The sequence below is a fragment of the Sphingobium sp. SA2 genome, from assembly GCF_032227065.1.
Classification (GTDB): domain Bacteria; phylum Pseudomonadota; class Alphaproteobacteria; order Sphingomonadales; family Sphingomonadaceae; genus Sphingobium.
This window is the reverse complement of the sequence record NZ_JAPMXX010000006.1, coordinates 1,759,694-1,777,127: the sequence shown is the minus strand read 5'-3', so window position 1 is coordinate 1,777,127 and position 17,434 is coordinate 1,759,694. Positions and strand designations below refer to the sequence as shown.

General features: G+C 63.3%; 17 protein-coding genes and 1 pseudogene. 11 read left to right on the top strand and 7 right to left on the bottom strand.

The annotated features are described in order from the left end of the window. Positions 1-27: 27 nt before the first annotated feature. The 8 genes and pseudogenes from OVY48_RS16425 (at position 28) to OVY48_RS16390 (ending at position 7,668) form a co-directional block, all read left to right on the top strand. A pseudogene (locus OVY48_RS16425) lies at positions 28-508 on the top strand (prepilin peptidase). 48 nt (positions 509-556) lie between these two features. Then, positions 557-1,570, top strand: coding sequence for a Flp pilus assembly protein CpaB (gene cpaB, locus OVY48_RS16420; protein ID WP_313923627.1), 1,014 nt, complete (start codon positions 557-559; stop codon positions 1,568-1,570). Position 1,571: 1 nt separating this feature from the next. Beyond that, positions 1,572-3,089 carry a type II and III secretion system protein family protein gene (locus tag OVY48_RS16415; protein ID WP_313923626.1) on the top strand — a complete coding sequence of 506 codons (1,518 nt, stop codon included), beginning with the start codon at positions 1,572-1,574 and terminating at the stop codon, positions 3,087-3,089. Between the two features lie 16 nt (positions 3,090-3,105). Then, a complete protein-coding gene (locus OVY48_RS16410) occupies positions 3,106-3,768 on the top strand; it encodes a CpaD family pilus assembly protein (protein ID WP_313923624.1) in 663 nt (220 codons plus the stop codon). Position 3,769: 1 nt separating this feature from the next. Continuing rightward, the gene (locus OVY48_RS16405; protein ID WP_313923623.1) at positions 3,770-5,062 is read left to right on the top strand and encodes a pilus assembly protein CpaE; all 1,293 of its coding nucleotides are present in this window, start codon (positions 3,770-3,772) and stop codon (positions 5,060-5,062) included. Positions 5,063-5,113: 51 nt separating this feature from the next. Beyond that, entirely contained in the window at positions 5,114-6,112 is a 999-nt protein-coding gene (locus OVY48_RS16400) for a type II secretion system F family protein (protein WP_069066268.1), read from the top strand. Between the two features lie 19 nt (positions 6,113-6,131). Then, complete coding sequence (locus OVY48_RS16395) at positions 6,132-7,121, top strand: type II secretion system F family protein (RefSeq protein WP_037476584.1); 990 nt, start codon at positions 6,132-6,134, stop codon at positions 7,119-7,121. Positions 7,122-7,251: 130 nt separating this feature from the next. Further along, on the top strand, positions 7,252-7,668 hold the full coding sequence (locus OVY48_RS16390; RefSeq protein ID WP_313923622.1) for a DUF2147 domain-containing protein: 417 nt from the start codon (positions 7,252-7,254) through the stop codon (positions 7,666-7,668). 74 nt (positions 7,669-7,742) lie between these two features. Here the strand turns inward: OVY48_RS16390 and OVY48_RS16385 are convergent, their stop codons facing one another. From OVY48_RS16385 to OVY48_RS16360, 6 genes are all read right to left on the bottom strand, one after another. Then, a complete protein-coding gene (locus OVY48_RS16385) occupies positions 7,743-8,435 on the bottom strand; it encodes an aspartate/glutamate racemase family protein (protein ID WP_313923621.1) in 693 nt (230 codons plus the stop codon). Between the two features lie 81 nt (positions 8,436-8,516). Continuing rightward, on the bottom strand, positions 8,517-9,938 hold the full coding sequence (locus tag OVY48_RS16380; RefSeq protein WP_313923620.1) for an NAD(P)(+) transhydrogenase (Re/Si-specific) subunit beta: 1,422 nt from the start codon (positions 9,936-9,938) through the stop codon (positions 8,517-8,519). Beyond that, entirely contained in the window at positions 9,938-10,222 is a 285-nt protein-coding gene (locus OVY48_RS16375; RefSeq protein ID WP_006950157.1) for a proton-translocating transhydrogenase family protein, read from the bottom strand. The genes OVY48_RS16380 and OVY48_RS16375 overlap by 1 nt, the downstream gene beginning before the upstream one ends. 1 nt (position 10,223) lies before the next feature. Beyond that, positions 10,224-10,589 carry an endonuclease domain-containing protein gene (locus OVY48_RS16370; RefSeq protein ID WP_083217149.1) on the bottom strand — a complete coding sequence of 122 codons (366 nt, stop codon included), beginning with the start codon at positions 10,587-10,589 and terminating at the stop codon, positions 10,224-10,226. A gap of 143 nt (positions 10,590-10,732) precedes the next feature. Continuing rightward, the gene (locus tag OVY48_RS16365) at positions 10,733-11,857 is read right to left on the bottom strand and encodes an NAD(P) transhydrogenase subunit alpha (protein WP_313923615.1); all 1,125 of its coding nucleotides are present in this window, start codon (positions 11,855-11,857) and stop codon (positions 10,733-10,735) included. A 36-nt stretch (positions 11,858-11,893) separates the two neighbouring features. Continuing rightward, positions 11,894-12,019, bottom strand: a complete 126-nt coding sequence (locus OVY48_RS16360; RefSeq protein WP_037476577.1) for an aa3-type cytochrome c oxidase subunit IV — start codon at positions 12,017-12,019, stop codon at positions 11,894-11,896. A 155-nt stretch (positions 12,020-12,174) separates the two neighbouring features. Between OVY48_RS16360 and OVY48_RS16355 the strand changes: the two genes are divergently transcribed. Together OVY48_RS16355 and OVY48_RS16350 are read left to right on the top strand one after the other, a co-directional pair. Further along, complete coding sequence (locus OVY48_RS16355) at positions 12,175-13,620, top strand: sigma-54 dependent transcriptional regulator (RefSeq protein ID WP_313923614.1); 1,446 nt, start codon at positions 12,175-12,177, stop codon at positions 13,618-13,620. A gap of 78 nt (positions 13,621-13,698) precedes the next feature. Then, on the top strand, positions 13,699-14,325 hold the full coding sequence (locus OVY48_RS16350) for a hypothetical protein (RefSeq protein WP_037476575.1): 627 nt from the start codon (positions 13,699-13,701) through the stop codon (positions 14,323-14,325). A gap of 10 nt (positions 14,326-14,335) precedes the next feature. Here the strand turns inward: OVY48_RS16350 and OVY48_RS16345 are convergent, their stop codons facing one another. After that, on the bottom strand, positions 14,336-15,376 hold the full coding sequence (locus OVY48_RS16345) for a COX15/CtaA family protein (RefSeq protein ID WP_313923613.1): 1,041 nt from the start codon (positions 15,374-15,376) through the stop codon (positions 14,336-14,338). 223 nt (positions 15,377-15,599) lie between these two features. Here OVY48_RS16345 and OVY48_RS16340 point away from each other — a divergent pair, with 223 nt between their 5' ends. Beyond that, entirely contained in the window at positions 15,600-17,402 is a 1,803-nt protein-coding gene (locus tag OVY48_RS16340; RefSeq protein ID WP_037476573.1) for an IlvD/Edd family dehydratase, read from the top strand. Positions 17,403-17,434 lie beyond the last annotated feature (32 nt).

Genomic DNA, 17,434 nt, shown 5'->3' with positions numbered 1-17,434 from the left:
AGTCATCAGGTCTAGGGAATAGTGCCCATGTTAGGGGAATATTTCCGGCTGGCGCTGATCGCCGCCCTGGGCGCGCTGCTGATTGCGGCGGCGATCACCGATTTGCGCGCGCGGATCATTTCCAACCGGCTCAACTTCGTCATCGCCGCTCTCGCACCGCTCTGGTGGATCGCCTGCGGCCTCAACCTGTGGCCCGATGTCGCGGTGCAACTGCTGGTGGGCGGCATCGTCTTCATCCTCTTCGCCGCTCTATTCTCGATGGGCATGATGGGCGGTGGCGACGTCAAGCTGCTCGCGGCTTTGGCGCTTTGGTTTCCCTGGCAGGCGGTCATCTCGCTGCTGGTGCTGATGGCGCTGCTGGGCGGTCTCGTCACCCTGATAACGGTGATCCATCACCGCATGACCCGGCGGCTGGGCCAGCCCGAAATACCTTATGGCGTGGCGATCTCGCTCGCCGCTTTATGGCTGCTACCTTGGCCAACGATATCTTAACCAATTTACGGGATGAGTAGGGCACTGGGGGCAGTGTAGCCGCTTGAGGGAGGCGAATTTCGTCATGGATGCCAAGAAGATCGTGCTGCTGGTGGGGGCGCTTATCATAGCAGTCACTACAGCCTTGCTTGCACGCAACATGTTGAGTTCTTCGAGCACGCCGCAGGCCACCGCCTCGTCGATGCCGACCGAAGCGGATCAGCCCCATGTGCTGGTTGCGACCAAGGCCTTGCCCGTCGGCACCATCCTCGACGCGGAAAGTTTCCGCTTCCAGCCCTGGCCCAAGGATCTGATCGAACAGGCCTATTATCTCAAGGGGCAGGCCGATCCGGTCAAGCTTGCAGGCAGCGTCGTGCGCACCGCCATCTCCGCCGGTCAGCCCTTGACCCAGGGTGGCCTGGTCAAGCCGGGCGATCGGGGCTTCCTCGCCGCCGCCCTTGGCGCTGGCATGCGCGCCGTGACCGTGCCCGTTTCGGCGCAAAGCTCGGTCGCAGGCTTCGTCTTTCCGGGTGACCGCATCGACCTCGTCCTGACGCAAAGCGTTGCGGGCGGGGGCGATGGCGAACCGCTCCGCGTGTCCGAAACCATCCTGCGCAACATCCGCGTCCTGGCTACCGACCAGCGCATGGATGCCATGGGGCCAGACGGCAAGCCGGTCGTACAGACCTATTCCAACGTTACGATCGAAGTGACGCCCAAGATCGCGGAGAAGATCGCGGTTGCCCAGACGGTCGGCTCCCTGTCGCTGTCGCTGCGGTCGCTGGCCGACAACTCATCGGACCTCGATGCCGCCATTGCCGGCACGGATGTCGATCTGCCCGATGGGGCCAGCCCGAACGCCGAAAAGGCACTGCTTGCAAAGCTCGCGTCGCGCCCGGTCGATCGTGGTGCCACCTATTCCACCGGCGCCGACGTCTCGCGCTATCAGCGCAGTTCCGTCCCCGCCAAGGCCGAAGCGCCTATGCCACCGATGGTCGCCGCCAATGGCGCACCGATGGGCACGGTCGCCTTCAAAGGCCCAGTCATCCGCGTGGCCCGCGGCACCAGCGTGACCGAAGTTCCGGTCGGGGGGAAGTAAGATGAAGACCATGCACAGCTTCGCACGGCGCATCGCGGTCAAGCCGCTCGCTGCCCCGGCCCTCGCCATCGGCCTTGCCATTCTGGCGACCGCCGTTCCCGGCACGGCCGTCAACGCCGCCCCGTCCAGCGCGCAGGACAATGCCATCCTCATGTCGGTCGGCGGCAGCCGGGTCGTCAATCTGGGTGCCAAGATGTCCGATGTGGTCATCGGCGATCCTAATGTGGTCGACGTGCATGTCCGCTCGCAGAACCAGCTCTATCTGATCGCCAAGAAGCCGGGGGAAACCACGGTCTTTGCCACCGCCACCAATGGCAAGGTGCTGTTTTCCGGCACGGTGCGGGTCGGCAACAACCTGACCAGCATCGACGACATGCTGCGTCTGGCGATGCCCGGCGCGCAGGTCGCGGTCAACAAGATGAACGGCATGGTCCTTTTGACCGGCACGATCCAGGCACCCGAAGACGCCGCCGAAGCCGAACGGCTGACGCAGGCTTTCGTCGGCAAGGATGTGACCGTGGTCAGCCGCCTGCGCATGGCGACGCCGTTGCAGGTCATGCTGCAAGTCAAGATTGCCGAAGTCGCCAAGGATGTCGGGCACAAGATCGGCACGAATTTCGCCAGTATCGATGGTTCCGGCGGCCGCGTTGCCGGTAATGTCGGCGGCGGCACCAGGGATTTCGCAACCTACAACCGCGAGGAAGGCTTCTGGGAGTTCACGACGCCAGCAAACGGCGGCTATAGCCTCGGCGGCGTGGCCCGCATCCTGGGCATGGACATTGCCGGTGCGTTGGACCTCGCCGAATCGAGCGGCCTTGCCAGCACGCTGGCCCAGCCGAACCTGACCGCCTTGTCGGGCGAAACCGCCAGCTTCCTCGCAGGCGGCGAATATCCCTACACGATCAACAACGGTCAGCAGGGCAACAGCATCGAGTTCAAACAATATGGTGTGCAGTTGGCATTCACCCCCACGGTTCTGGCCGATGGACGCATTTCGCTGCGGGTTCGCCCGACCGTGTCGACGCTCGACTTCACGCTAAATGCCGACGTCCCCGCGCTCAAGAGCCGCACCGCCGAAACCACGGTGGAACTGGGGTCGGGCCAGGCCTTCATGATTGCTGGCCTGCTCAACAATGAAACCAGCAACGGCATCAACAAGGTGCCCGGCATCGGCAATATCCCGATCCTGGGCAGCCTGTTCAAATCGCGCCAATTCCAGCGCAGCGAGACCGAACTGGTCATCGTCGTCACCCCCTATCTGGTGAAGCCGATGAACGCATCGGACGTGCGCCTGCCGACCGATGGCTTCCGCAACGCGGATGTCGGCCAGGGTCTGTTCCTGCAGCAGGGCCATGACGGCGTCAGCGGCGCTCGCGCGCCGATGCCGACCCGCGCGCCTGGTGGCGGCGTGCCGACCCCCGGCCCGCAGGCGATGGCGACCCCGGCCCCGGTCGTTGCCAGCGCCGACAGCCGCAAGGCCGGGAAATCCGGCGCGGCCGCCCCTGGCTTCAGTTTCTGACGGAAGGACGAACGACATGACCTCCCCTCTCCCGACCCGTCTATCGCGCAAGTCCCTGGCCGTATTGGCCCTGATGGCTTTGCCACTGACAGCCTGCGTGACCGATAGCCAGAACCGCAGCGTCGATTCGGTTCATCAACCGGTCGTCAGCTACGCCGCCTACACCTATGATGTGCAGGCTGGCGCTGGCGATATGCTGACGCCCGCCGAAACCCGTCGACTGGACGACTGGTTCACCTCCATTGGCCTCAGCTATGGCGATCAGGTGGCGATCGTATCGGACGGCTATTATGGTCCCGCCCTGCATGACGGCATCGCCGACGTGGCGGCGCGCCGGGGTCTCCTGGTCGGCACCGACAGTTCGGCAGCGGCCGGCGTCGCGCCGCAGGGCATGCTCCGCTTGGTCGTGCGCCGCGCCACGGCAACCGTGCCTGGCTGTCCCGACTGGTCGGCCAAGCAGGAAGCCGAAATGAATATGGGCGCGTCGAGCAATTATGGCTGCGGCGTCAACAGCAATTTGGCGGCGATGGTCGCCAATCCCGAAGATCTGGTCCGCGGCCAGGGCACCGACAGCAATTTGCGGACGGCGACCTCCAACCGCGCCATCACGACGTATCGCGAAAAGCCGCCGACCGGTGCTGGCGAACTCAAGGAAATGCAAGCCGGAGGAGGCGAGTAACATGAACGCACCCTGGAAACCCGGCGCGGCTGGTCCACGCGATCCGTTCCACGCCTTCGTCTGCGACGATCATAGCTTCGACATGGTTCGCGCCGTGGCGGCCGAAATGGGCTGGGCGCCTGAAAAAGTGAACAAGGGCGGGATGCGCAATGCCGTCCAGAGCCTGTCGATCACCGCTTCGCCCCAGATCCTGTTCGTCGACATGTCCGAAAGCGGCGATCCGCTCAACGACATCAACAGCCTCGCCGAAGTGTGCGAACCGGGCACCGTCGTCATCGCGGCGGGCCAAGTCAACGACGTGCGCCTCTATCGCGATCTCGTTGCCAGCGGCATTCAGGATTATCTGCTTAAGCCGTTCGGCGCCGACCAGTTGCGCGATGCGCTGGCCAATGCGCAGGCCGTGTTCATGGCCCCGCGCGATGCGACGCCGGACCGGCCGCATATGGCCGTCGCGGTCATCGGCACGCGCGGCGGCGTCGGCGCGTCCAGCCTGGCGACCTCGCTTGCCTGGTTGCTGTCGGACAAGAAGAAGCGCCAGACCGCGCTGCTCGACCTCGACGTGCATTTCGGCACCGATGCGCTCGCGCTCGACCTGGAGCCGGGCCGTGGCCTGACCGACGCGATCGAAAATCCGAGCCGGATCGACGGCCTGTTCATCGAACGCGCCATGGTCCGCGCTAGCGACACGCTAGCGATCCTCTCGGCCGAAGCCCCCATCAGCCAGCCGATGCTGACCGATGGCGGTGCCTTCTACCAATTGTTGGAGGAGTTCCGCTCGGTCTTCGAATGCAGCGTCATCGACCTGCCGCGCGCCATGCTGATTCAGCACCCCCATCTGATCAGCGAGATTCAAGTCACGATGGTCGTGACGGAACTGACGCTGGCGTCAGCGCGCGACACGATCCGCATTCTGTCCTGGCTCAAGACGAACGCGCCCAACAGTCGCGTCGTCGTGGTCGCCAACCGCGTCCACCCTGGATCGCCGGAGATCAGCCGCAAGGATTTCGAACAGTCGATCGAGCGCAAGGTCGATGTCCTCATCCCCTTCGACCTGCGCGTGGCATCGCAGGCGGCAAAGCTCGGCAAGACGCTGGCCGAAACCGCCAAGGGCAGCAAAATCGGGGCAGCCTGCTCCAGCCTGCTCGAAGAGATATTGGGTGCAGCAGAGTCGGAATCGGCCCAATCCGGTGGAAAATCTGCCGCGAAAAAGGGCGACTCCCTGCTCGGCAAGATCGACTTCAGGGCCATGATGCCGTCGCGACGCAAGGACAAGGCCGCCGCGCTGGAAGATTGACGACGCAGGTCGCCCGGTGGCGACGGCAGCCCATGAAGGACGGGGTAGATAATGGACGGCAATTTCATCCTGATCATGGTGTTGATGGCGACCCTCATGGGCCTCGCCGTCGTCGCCTTTGCCGGTCCATCACCGGAAAAGGCGCGTAAGCGCCGCGTCGCGATGATCCGCGGCCGTCACAGCGATTCGGCCGAAGCATTGCTGGAAGCGCGCATGCGCAAGGCGATTTCCAACCGCTCCACCACCATCGAAACCAAGATGTTGGTTTCGCTCATCCCCAACCCGGAAAATCTGACCAAGCGGATCGTGATGACCGGCAAGAAATGGACGCTCAGCCAATATATGACGGCCAGTGCGTTCATCTTCCTGGGGCTTGCCGCCCTGCTGATGCTACGCGGATTTCCGCCGCTGATGGCGCTGATGTTCGGTCTCGCCGCGGGCCTTGGCCTGCCGCACTGGTGGGTCGGTCGCCTGATCACCAAGCGGGTCAATCAGTTCACCGCCAAATTCCCCGATGCCCTGGAACTGCTGACGCGCGGCCTGCGCTCTGGCCTGCCGATCGCGGAAACATTGGGCATCGTGTCGAGCGAAGTGCCCGGACCAGTGGGCGAAGAGTTCAAGCTCATCACCGAACGGATCAAGATCGGCCGGTCGATGGAACAGGCGTTGCAGGAAACCGCCGATCGCCTGGGCACGCCTGAATTTCAATTCTTCGTCATCACCTTGTCGATCCAGCGGGAAACCGGCGGCAACCTGGCCGAAACCTTGTCCAATCTGGCGACGGTCCTGCGCCAGCGCGCGCAGATGAAGCTCAAGATCCGCGCCATGTCGTCGGAATCCAAGGCGTCGGCCTATATCATCGGCGCGCTGCCTTTTCTGGTGTTCGGGATGATCTGCTACATCAACTTCGACTATATGAGCCCTTTCTTCACACCAGACCCGGCGGGCCTCTTTGGCCTTTCGCTGATGCAGGTCGTGGGCATAGGTGGCTTCTGCTGGATGGGCATCGGCGCGTTCATCATGGCGCAAATGGTCAATTTCGAAATCTGATCGGGACGGGAGAAAAGATATGGACGCCCCTGCCCCAGTCGGCACCTTGTTTGGCCTGACGGCCACTGACGTCGGCACCCTGCTGGCCGCGCTGGCGACGCTCGCCATGCTCTTTGCCCTTTATGCGGTGATGACCGTGCGCGATCCGATGGCCAAGCGGGTCAAGGCGCTCAACGAACGGCGCGAACAGTTGAAGGCGGGCATCACCGCCTCCACCGGCAAGCGCCGCGCCAGTCTGGTCAAGAAGAACCAGACGACCGACAATATGCGCTCCTTCCTGTCGAGCCTGAAGGTCTTGCAGGACGACCAGCTCAAGGACGCCCAGATCCGCCTGGCCCAGGCCGGGATCCGGTCCAAGGATCTCGCTGTCGCCGTGATCTTCGGCCGCATGTTCATGCCGATCATCATCGGCGGACTGGCCGTCACCCTGCTCTATGTCGTCGGCATCCAGCCGGAATGGGGACCGTTGAAGCGCTTCTTCGCCTTCGCCATCACCCTGATACTCGCTTATAAGGCGCCCGATCTCTACATCGACAACAAGGTGACCAAGCGTTCGGCCGCCATCCGCAAGGGACTGCCCGATGCGCTCGACCTGCTGGTCATCTGCGCCGAGGCGGGGCTGACCGTAGATGCCGCCTTCAACCGCGTCGCGCGCGAATTGGGCAAGGCCTATCCCGAACTGGGCGACGAATTTCAGCTGACCGCGATCGAACTGTCCTTCCTCACCGAACGGCGCATGGCGTTTGAAAATCTCGCGACGCGCGTAAAGCTGGATGCGGTCAAGGGCGTGGTGACGACCATGATCCAGACCGAAAAATATGGCACCCCGCTTGCCTCCGCGCTGCGCGTCCTCTCCGCCGAATTTCGTCATGATCGCATGATGCGCGCGGAAGAAAAGGCCGCGCGCTTGCCCGCGATCATGACCGTGCCGCTCATCCTCTTCATCCTGCCGACCCTGTTCGTCGTCATCCTGGGGCCAGCGGCCTGCTCGATCAGCGAGGCCTTCTAAAAAATTGCGGCCACGTGCTGCGCGATGCCGTAGCGTTTCGCGCCAAACTGCCTGCTTCCGCCATAAATGGCGGTGGCGGGCACCGCGCATCCCGCCTATCTCTGGTCCCAAGACCAAGAGAGAGGATCGCATGAAGAGCATCGCATTCACCATCGCCACATTGGCCGCCGTCACGGCCCTGCCGGCCCAGGCCGCTCAGCCCGTGACCGGCCGCTGGACCACCGTCGATGGCAAGGCGATCGTCCACATCGCACCGTGCGGCAAAAGCCTGTGCGGCAAGATCGAAAAGATCCTCAAACCCACCCCCGGCCGTCCGCACACCGACGCGGAAAACAGCGATCCTGCGCTACGCTCGCGCCCGCTGGTGGGCCTGCCCTTGCTGACCGGCTTTTCTGACGCGGGCGACATCTGGAAAGGGACGATCTACGATCCCGAAAGCGGCAAGAGCTACAAGTCCAAGATAAACCGCAACCCCAATGGTACCTTGAAGGTTCAGGGTTGCATCGCGTTCCTTTGCAAAACCCAGACCTGGACGCCAACGCGGTAAAAACGTAGCAACGCCCTTGGCCTGAACGTGCGCATACCGGTCGCTTGGCTTGACGACCGGTCACACGTGCCGCTTCATTCCCCCAGGATGAAATCCACGCCTGCCATCGCGTGAATGCTGGTGCAGTCGTAGATCGGCAAGACATTCGCCTTCACGTCGACGATCAGTTCCAGCTCGGTACAGGCCAGCACCACCGCCTGCACATCCTGCTTGGCGATGTCGGTCAGCGCGCTTTTCATGAAGCGCTGCGAATCCTTGTTGATCCGCCCCGCCGACAATTCCTCATACATGATGTGGTTGATCCGGTCGGCCAACGCGGGATCGGGCGGCAGCAGCGACATGCCATGGCCCACCAGCCGCTGGCGATAGAATTTCTCCATCATCACATTGCGCGTACCGAGCAGCGCCGCGGTGGTGATGCCGTCCCGCTTCATCGCCTGCCCCACCACGTCGGCGATATGGATGACCGGAATGGATACAGCCGCCTGCACCCGGTCATGGACGCGATGCATCGAATTGGCGCAGATCAGCAGCGCCTGCGCCTCGGCCGCCTCCAGCCGCCGCGCCGCCGTCACCAACGGGACGGACGCGCAGTCCCAATCATCGTCCGACACGCATTGCGCCACCGCCGCGAAGTCCAGGCTTTCGATCGCCAGTGGCGCACTGTGCAAGCCGCCTTTGGTCCGCTGCACCGCTTCGTTGATGATCTGATAATAGCGCGCCGTGGACGCCCAACTCATTCCCCCGATCAGGCCGATCTTGCGCATCTGATGTTCTTGCCCCGCAATGAAAAAGGGACGGCCGAGCGGTCGCCCGGCCGTCCCCATGATGGTTAGGGGAAGCCCGGCTTAATGGGCAAGCCCCTTGACGATTTCCTCGACCATCTTCTTGGCATCGGCGAGCAGCATCATAGTGTTGTCCATGTAGAAGACTTCATTGTCGACGCCGGCATAGCCAGCCCCGCCCATGGAGCGTTTGACGAACAGCACCGACTTGGCGTTGGCGACGTCCAAAATCGGCATGCCATAGATGGGCGACGTCTTGTCGGTCTTGGCCGCCGGATTGGTGACGTCGTTCGCGCCGATGACGAAGGCGACGTCGCACTGGCCGAACTCGCTGTTGATGTCCTCCAGTTCGAACACTTCGTCATAGGACACGTTCGCTTCGGCCAGCAGCACGTTCATATGTCCTGGCATCCGGCCCGCGACGGGATGGATCGCATATTTGACGCTGACGCCTTCCTTTTTGAGCAGGTCGCCCATCTCGCGCAGCGCATGCTGGGCCTGGCTCACCGCCATGCCATAGCCCGGCACGATGATGACGCTGTCGGCCTGTTTCATCAGGAAGGCAGCATCCTCGGCCGAGCCGCGCTTGTAGGGACGGTCGATAACCGGCCCACCTGCGCCCGAGGGCCCGGACTCCGCGCCGAAGCCTCCCGCGATCACGCTGATGAAGCTGCGATTCATCGCCTTGCACATAATGTAGGACAGGATCGCGCCCGACGATCCCACCAGCGCGCCGGTGATGATCATCGCGCTGTTGCCCAGCGTAAAGCCCATCGCGGCGGCCGCCCAGCCCGAATAGCTGTTGAGCATCGACACGACGACCGGCATGTCCGCCCCACCGATCGGGATGATCAGCAGGAAGCCGATGATGAAGCTGAGCACCGTCACGGTCCAGAAGATCCACGGACTCTGGTCGGTCACGAAATAGGCGATCAGGCCCAATATCGCCGCCAGCGTGCCCAGGTTGATGACATGACGACCCGGCAGCATGATCGGCTTGCCCGACATATTGCCGTTGAGCTTCAGGAAGGCGATCACCGAGCCGGAGAAGGTGATCGCGCCAATCGCCACGCCCAGACCCATTTCGATGCGGCTGGCACCATGGATTTCACCCGTCACGGCATCCAAAATCCCGAACGCTCCAGGGTTGAGGAACGCCGCTGCGCCCACCAGCACGGCGGCCATGCCGACGAGCGAGTGAAACGCCGCGACAAGCTGCGGCATGTCGGTCATCGCGATCCGCCGCGCGATGATGAAGCCAATGCCGCCGCCGATGACGATGGCACCAATGATTTCGGGCAGGCTCACTACGTCATGGGTGTAGAGCGTTGTGGCGACGGCGATGGCCATGCCGATCATGCCCATACGGTTGCCGCGACGGCTGGTGGCCGGGCTGGAGAGGCCACGAAGGGCCAGGATGAACAGGACGCCTGCGACCAGATAAGCGAGGCTCACGCCCCATGGGATCTGTGCGATCTCATGCATCACTTGCGCTCCTTCTTCTTGTACATCGCCAGCATCCGTTCCGTGACGGCAAAGCCGCCGAAGATGTTGACCGATGCAAAGACCACCGCGAGCAGCCCCAGATATTTGGCCGCCGCGCTCCCCGCCTCCGCCGACGCGACCAGCGCGCCGACGATGATGACGGATGAAATGGCGTTAGTGACCGCCATCAACGGCGTATGCAGCGCGGGCGTCACCGACCACACCACATAATAGCCGACGAAACACGCCAGCACGAAAACCGACAGGATGGAAATAAAGTCCATTCTAGTCCTCCCCTATTCTCTCTTTGGCCATCGCCTTTACCCCGGCGACGACTGTGTCCAGATCGTTCAATATTGCGATGGCGGGTATGCGAAGGACATGAATGCCGCGTTCCGCAAACCAAGCATCGCGAATTGCATCGCTTTGTGGCGCATCGCCACGATTATGGGCTTCGCCGTCCACTTCAACGATCATCCGGGCCTGATGGCAGTAAAAGTCTGCCACATAAGGACCAGATGGATGCTGTCTGCGAAATTTCAGGCCATTAGTTTGATCGCGTAACGCATTCCACAGCAACACTTCGGGTAGCGACATGGCCTGCCTGAGAGACTTGGCCCTCAACATGCCGACATCGCCGCCTTGCAGCACCTATATTCCTCCCCTGTAAGGGGAGGTGGCACGCGCAGCGTGACGGAGGGGTGTCACCCTATCGATAGGGTGACACCCCTCCGTCAGGGCTTCGCCCTGCCACCTCCCCCCATGGGGGAGGATTATAGGGGCAAAATTCGCCATCAGCTCGCCAACAGCCGCTCGTTCACGACCTTGCCACCCTGCGTCAGGCGGATGGCGTTGCCGATTTCTTCGTCCAGCACCGGCACCCCCTTTTCCTTGTCCCAGAAGGCGGACAGGAAGTTGAACAGGTTGCGCGAGAACAAAGCGGACGTGTCCGCCGCCAGTCGCGACGGCACATTGCGGTGGCCCACGATCTTGACGCCGTGGCGCAGGGCCACTTCGCCGGGCACCGCGCCTTCGACATTGCCGCCCTGCTCGACCGCCAGATCGACGATCACGCTGCCCGGCTTCATCGTCGCGATCTGCGCGTCACTGATCAGGCGCGGCGCGGGCCGCCCCGGAATGAGCGCGGTGGTAATGACGATGTCCTGCTTGGCGATATGCGCTGACACGAGTTCGGCCTGGGCGGCCTTATATTCGTCGGACATTTCGGTGGCATAGCCGCCCGATCCTTCGCCCTCGATGCCCGCGACCTTCTCGACGAAGATCGCCTTGGCACCCAGCGACTCGATCTGCTCCTTGGTCGCGGCGCGCACGTCCGTCGCGCTGACCTGCGCACCCAGCCGCTTGGCGGTGGCGATCGCCTGCAGGCCTGCCACGCCCACACCCATGATGAAGACGCGCGCGGCCGACACCGTGCCCGCCGCCGTCATCATCATCGGAAAGGCCCGGCCATATTCGGCGGCAGCATCCAGCACAGCCTTGTAACCCGACAGGTTCGACTGGGACGACAATATGTCCATCGACTGCGCACGGGTGATGCGCGGCATGAACTCCATGGCCAGCGCCTCATAGCCGGCCGCCGCATAGGCATCGACCCGTGCCCGGTCACCGAACGGGTTAAGCCCTGCCACGATCCAGGCACCTGGGTTCACGCCGGACAGGCTGGCCACATCCGGCCCCTGCACGCCCAGCACGATGTCCGCGCCTGCAACCGTCGCGGCTCGATCGGCGACGCTCGCGCCCGCCGCCGCATAGTCGGCATCGGCGATCGACGCGGTCAGCCCGGCCCCCGCCTCGACGGCGACCTGCGCGCCAAGGCCGATAAATTTCTTCACCGTTTCCGGCGTCGCGGCAACACGGGCTTCGCCCGCTGCCTGTTCTTTCACCACTGCTATTTTCATTATTATGGCATCCCCTCCCTGTACGTCGCGCCGTGCTTAGCTGGAGATCAGCAGCACCACGATCGCGGCCACCGCCACCGAGGCGATCGTGCCCCACTTCATCAGCCCCACAAACCCCGAATAGGTCTGGGTCGCATCCTTGATATTTCCGTCCGTGGCCATGCTGGGTCTCCCTATTGTGGTAAAATCAGGCCAACCTCTTATCCGCAACCTGCCCCCCCCTCAACCCGCCCAAGGCCAAGAAAATCTTTCGCAGTTAAGCGCGCCTTTACCCCGCGTCCTTATCGTCGGTCGCCTGTTGCAATTGAGGGGTGCGAATGGCGCGCGACGGCATACCAATGCTGATGTTGATCGACGACGAACCGGCGCAGCGGCGGCTGGTATCGGCGCTCGCGGCGCGTGCGGGCTGGCGCACCATCTTTGCAGGCGACAATGAAACCGCCATCGCGATGCTCGGCACGCAGGACGGGATGCAGCTTGACGCGATCATCCTCGACCAATGGAGCCCGGATTATGAGCCAGCCGGCTTGGTCGGCGAGATTCGTGCCCGTCGCCCGGCGCTGCCGATCCTGATCCTCACCGCCCATAATAATGTCGCCGTCGCGGTCGATGCCATGCGGGCCGGGGCCACCGACTATCTTTCCAAGCCGATCGCGCCCGAACGCCTGCTCGCCGCACTCAATGCCACGCTCACCGATGGCAGCGACGGCGAACTGCGCCCACTCACGGAAAAGATCACCGCCCCCCTATCCTTCGAGGATGTCGTCGGGTCCGCGCCGCAATTCCGCGCGGCCCTTGCCATCGCGGCCAAGGCAGCGCGCGCCCGCGTGCCGGTATTGATCGAAGGCGAAAGCGGCGTCGGCAAGGATGTGATCGCGCGCGCCATCCACGCCGCCTCCCCGCGCCACAAGCAGGCGATGGTCACCGTCAATTGCGGTGCCATCCCAGCCAACCTCGTCGAGTCGGAACTGTTCGGCCATGAGCGTGGTGCCTTCACCGGTGCCTTCGACCGGCATGTCGGTAAATTTGCCAGCGCGGACATGGGCACGCTCTTCCTCGATGAAGTCAGTGAAATGCCCATGGATGCGCAGGTCAAATTGCTGCGCGTACTACAGGATGGCGAAGTCCAGCCGATCGGCGCGCGCCGTCCGATCCATGTCGATGTGCGAGTCATCGCCGCCACCAACAAAAAGCTGGCCGAAGAGATTGAGGCCGGGCGCTTCCGCGAGGATCTTTATTATCGCCTCAACGTCGTCCAGCTTACCATTCCCCCGTTGCGCGAACGCATGGGCGACATTCCGGCTTTGTGCCGCCACCTGCTGACGCGGATCGCCGCCCAGCCGGGTCTGCGTGGCCTGGGCCTCACCGACGATGCGCTCGCGCTGCTGATGCAGCATGGCTGGCCCGGCAATGTCCGCCAACTCCAGAACGCGCTGTTCCGCGCCGCCGTGCTGTGCGAGGGCGACGCCCTGACGCCGCAGGATTTCCCGCAGATCGCTGCCCAGATCAAGGCGAGCGACCCGCTCGATCGCTTGTCCATCCGCCCGCGTGCCGCCAATCAGTCGCATCGAGACGGCGCAGGCATCACCCTGTTCGAGGGCGACGGCCATGTTCGCCAGCTTGCGGACATCGAAGCGGACGTCATCCGCCTCGCCATCGGCCATTATCGCGGTCGCATGACCGAAGTCGCCCGACGGCTAGGGATCGGGCGATCGACCCTGTACCGCAAATTGGCCGAACTGGGCATCGACAGCGCCGCCTGACCGGTGAACATGACGTCCTGTCGCCTCCTTTCGGGCAATGTCGTTGAATTATGGCCGCGCCTATGCTTTGGATCGCGCATGAACCGTTTTCCCCTTACCGCTTGCCTGCCCTTCCTGTTGCTCGCCGCCTGCGGCCGCACCGAGCCGGTTGCCGATATGCCGAGCCAGGAGGAATTGGCCGCCGCCGCCAATGCCGCCGCGGCAGAAGCGCTCGCCACGCAGCAGAGCGACGAAGGCCTGGAATCGCTCGATTATGTAAATGCCGCGCGCGGCTTTTCCGTCACGCTCCCCGAAGGCTGGGTGAAGGATGAAAGCGCCAGCAATGCCGATGGCGTGGTCTATGAAGATCCCGGTGCCGGCGCGGACGTGCGCGTCTTCTGGCAGAAGAATGACGGCGACCAGACATTGCAACAGATTGTCGAGGCGGTCAGCGACGGGGCCGAAGGCGTCGATGGCGATTTCATCGGCGACAATGAATATCGCGGCACCGCCAATGACGGCGAAGGCAATAATGTCGCCGTGCGCCTGCTGCGCCAGCCGGACGGATCGATCGTGACCGCGACCTTCGTCTATCCCGAAATGCTGAGTGAACAATATCAGAGTATTTCGGACGCGCTGTTGCGGAGCCTGCGACTATTGCCCGCCGCGACACCGGCCGCCGCGCCCGAAGCCGCCGCCAATGCGGCGAGCGCGCCGAAGCCCTGAGGCTGACGCTCTAACCCCGGCGTCGTCCGATGCTGTGCGCGCCCCATGCGAGCGCCGCCACGACGATCGCGCCGACCGCCTGATGCAGCACGGCGAGCGGCAGCGCGATACCGCTCATCACCGTGGCTATCCCCAGCAGGATTTGCGTACCTACGCTGGCATTGATCGCGATCGACGCACCGCGCTGTCCAGCCCGCTTCGCCCGGCGCGCCAGCATCACGGCCAGGATGGCGGCACCCCAGGCCCACCAGCGATGGATGAAATGGACGAGATAAGGGTCGCTTGACAGCGTCGCCCATAGCGACCCCATCCAGGCCATGCCGTCCGGCACGAAACGGTCATTCATCAGCGGCCAGGTGTTGGCGACATAGCCCGCATTCAGTCCGGCGGTGAATGCCCCGAACAGCAATTGCACGAACAGCCCAATCAACACGACCAACGCGAAGGGCCGCAGCGTCGCCGGGCGCGCATTCCGGTCCCGCGCCAACATCAACAAGTCGAGCGCGGTCCACACCAACCCACCGATGATCAGCAGCGCATTGAGCAAATGCACGGCCAGCCGATAATGGCTGACGTCGGTGCGTTCCGAAAGGCCCGATTGCACCATCCACCAGCCGATCGCCCCCTGCAATCCGCCCAGCGCCAGCAGCGCCACCAGCCGCCAGCCATAGCCCTGCGGAATGGCGCGCTTCCACGCGAACCAGAGCAAGGGCACAGCAAAGGCCAATCCGATCAGCCGCCCCAGCAACCGATGCGCCCATTCCCAGAAGAAGATGAACTGGAAATCATTGAGGCTCATGCCCCGGTTGATCTGCTGATATTCGGGGATTTGCTGGTAGAGGCGAAACGCCTCCATCCATTGTTCATGGGTCAGCGGGGGAATGGCCCCGGTGATCGGCTTCCATTGCGTGATCGACAGGCCGGATTCGGTCAGGCGCGTGATCCCGCCGACCACGACCATGAGGAACACAAGCGCTGCTACCGATAGCAGCCAGCGGGCGATGGCGCGCGGCGCAGGCGCGGCGGACGATCGGGGGAAGGTCGCGGTCATGGCCGGTCCATGCGCCGATGCCTGGCGCGTTTCAAGAGCGCATGCGCTGGACAAATGGGCAGGCCAGCCGCCGGGCCGGGTACGCAAGCGGCGATGGGCACCCCGGATCGACGCCAAATTTGCCGCATCGGTCGCATGCACGCTTGAAACTGTATTTGTATGAGTATATCGGAATGGCGAGCGCGCAAAAAGCGCCATGCCTTATTCTCGTCAGGATGCCCCAATGAGCGATTCGTCCAACTCCGCCCCCAAACTGCGTAGCCGCGCCTGGTTCGACAACCCCGACAATATCGACATGACGGCGCTCTATCTGGAGCGTTATCTCAATTTCGGCCTCAGCCTCGACGAACTGCGCAGCGGTAAGCCGATCATCGGCATCGCCCAGACCGGCAGCGACCTGTCGCCCTGCAACCGCCACCATATGGTCCTGGCCGAACGCATGCGCGACGGTATTCGCGAAATGGGCGGCATCGCGCTCGAATTTCCGGTCCATCCGATCCAGGAAACCGGCAAGCGCCCGACCGCCGGCCTTGACCGCAACCTTGCCTATCTCGGCCTGGTCGAAGCTATGTATGGTTATCCGCTCGATGGCGTGATCCTGACCACCGGCTGCGACAAGACCACGCCTGCGCTGTTGATGGCGGCGGCAACCGTCAACATCCCCGCCATCGCGCTGTCGGTCGGCCCGATGCTGAACGGCTGGTTCAAGGGCGAACGCACGGGTTCAGGCACGATCGTCTGGAAAGCGCGCCAGTTGCTGGCGGCGGGCAAGATTGACGATGAAGGCTTCATCAAGCTCGTCGCCTCCTCCGCCCCGTCCACCGGCTATTGCAACACGATGGGCACCGCCTCCACCATGAACTCGCTGGCCGAAGCACTGGGCATGATGCTGCCCGGATCGGCCGCGATCCCTGCCCCCTATCGCGATCGCCAGGAAGTCGCTTATCTGACCGGCAAGCGGATCGTCGAGATGGTGGCCGAGGATCTGAAACCCTCCGACATCCTGACCCGTGATGCCTTCCACAATGCGATCATGGTCAACAGCGCTATCGGCGGATCGACCAACGCGCCGATCCATCTCGCCGCGATCGCCCGCCATATCGGCGTCGACCTGCCGCTCAAGGATTGGGAGACGGTCGGTCACAAGATTCCGCTGCTGGTCAACCTTCAGCCGGCGGGCGAATATCTGGGCGAGGATTATTATCGCGCCGGTGGCGTCCCTGCCGTGGTCGCACAGCTGATCGCGCAGGGGTTGATCCACGAGGATGTGATGACCGTCAATGGCAAGACCATGGGCGACAATTGCCGCGGCGTGGAGATTGAAGACGAAAAGGTCATCCGTCCCTTCGACCAGCCTTTGGTCGAGGATGCAGGCTTCCTGGTCCTGTCGGGCAATCTGTTCGACGCCGCCGTCATGAAGACCAGCGTCATCAGCCCGGAATTCCGTGACCGCTATCTCTCCAATCCCGAAGACCCCAATGCCTTTGAAGGCCCGGCGGTCGTGTTTGACGGGCCGGAAGATTATCATCACCGCATCGATGATCCCTCGGTCGGCATCACGGATCAGACCTTGCTCTTCATGCGCGGCGCTGGGCCGATCGGCTATCCGGGCGCAGCCGAAGTTGTAAATATGCGTCCCCCTGCCTATCTCATCACCGAAGGCGTTTCGGCCCTGCCCTGCATCGGCGATGGTCGCCAATCGGGAACGTCGGGCAGCCCGTCGATCCTCAACGCCTCGCCCGAAGCGGCGGCCATGGGCGGCCTCGCGCTGCTCGAAACCGGCGACCGGGTGCGGATGGATCTCAACACCGGCACGGTCAACGTGCTGATTTCGGACGAGGAGCTGGCGGAACGCCGCGCGAAGCTGGAGGCCGCTGGCGGGTTCAAATATCCCGCGTCGCAAACGCCGTGGCAGGAAATCCAGCGGTCGGTCGTTGGCCAGATGGATACCGGCGCGATCCTCGAAGGCGCAGAAAAATATCAGCGCATCGCCCAGACCATGGGCCTGCCGCGCGACAATCACTGACCCCTTCCCTGTTCCCCGGCCCACGTCGGGGA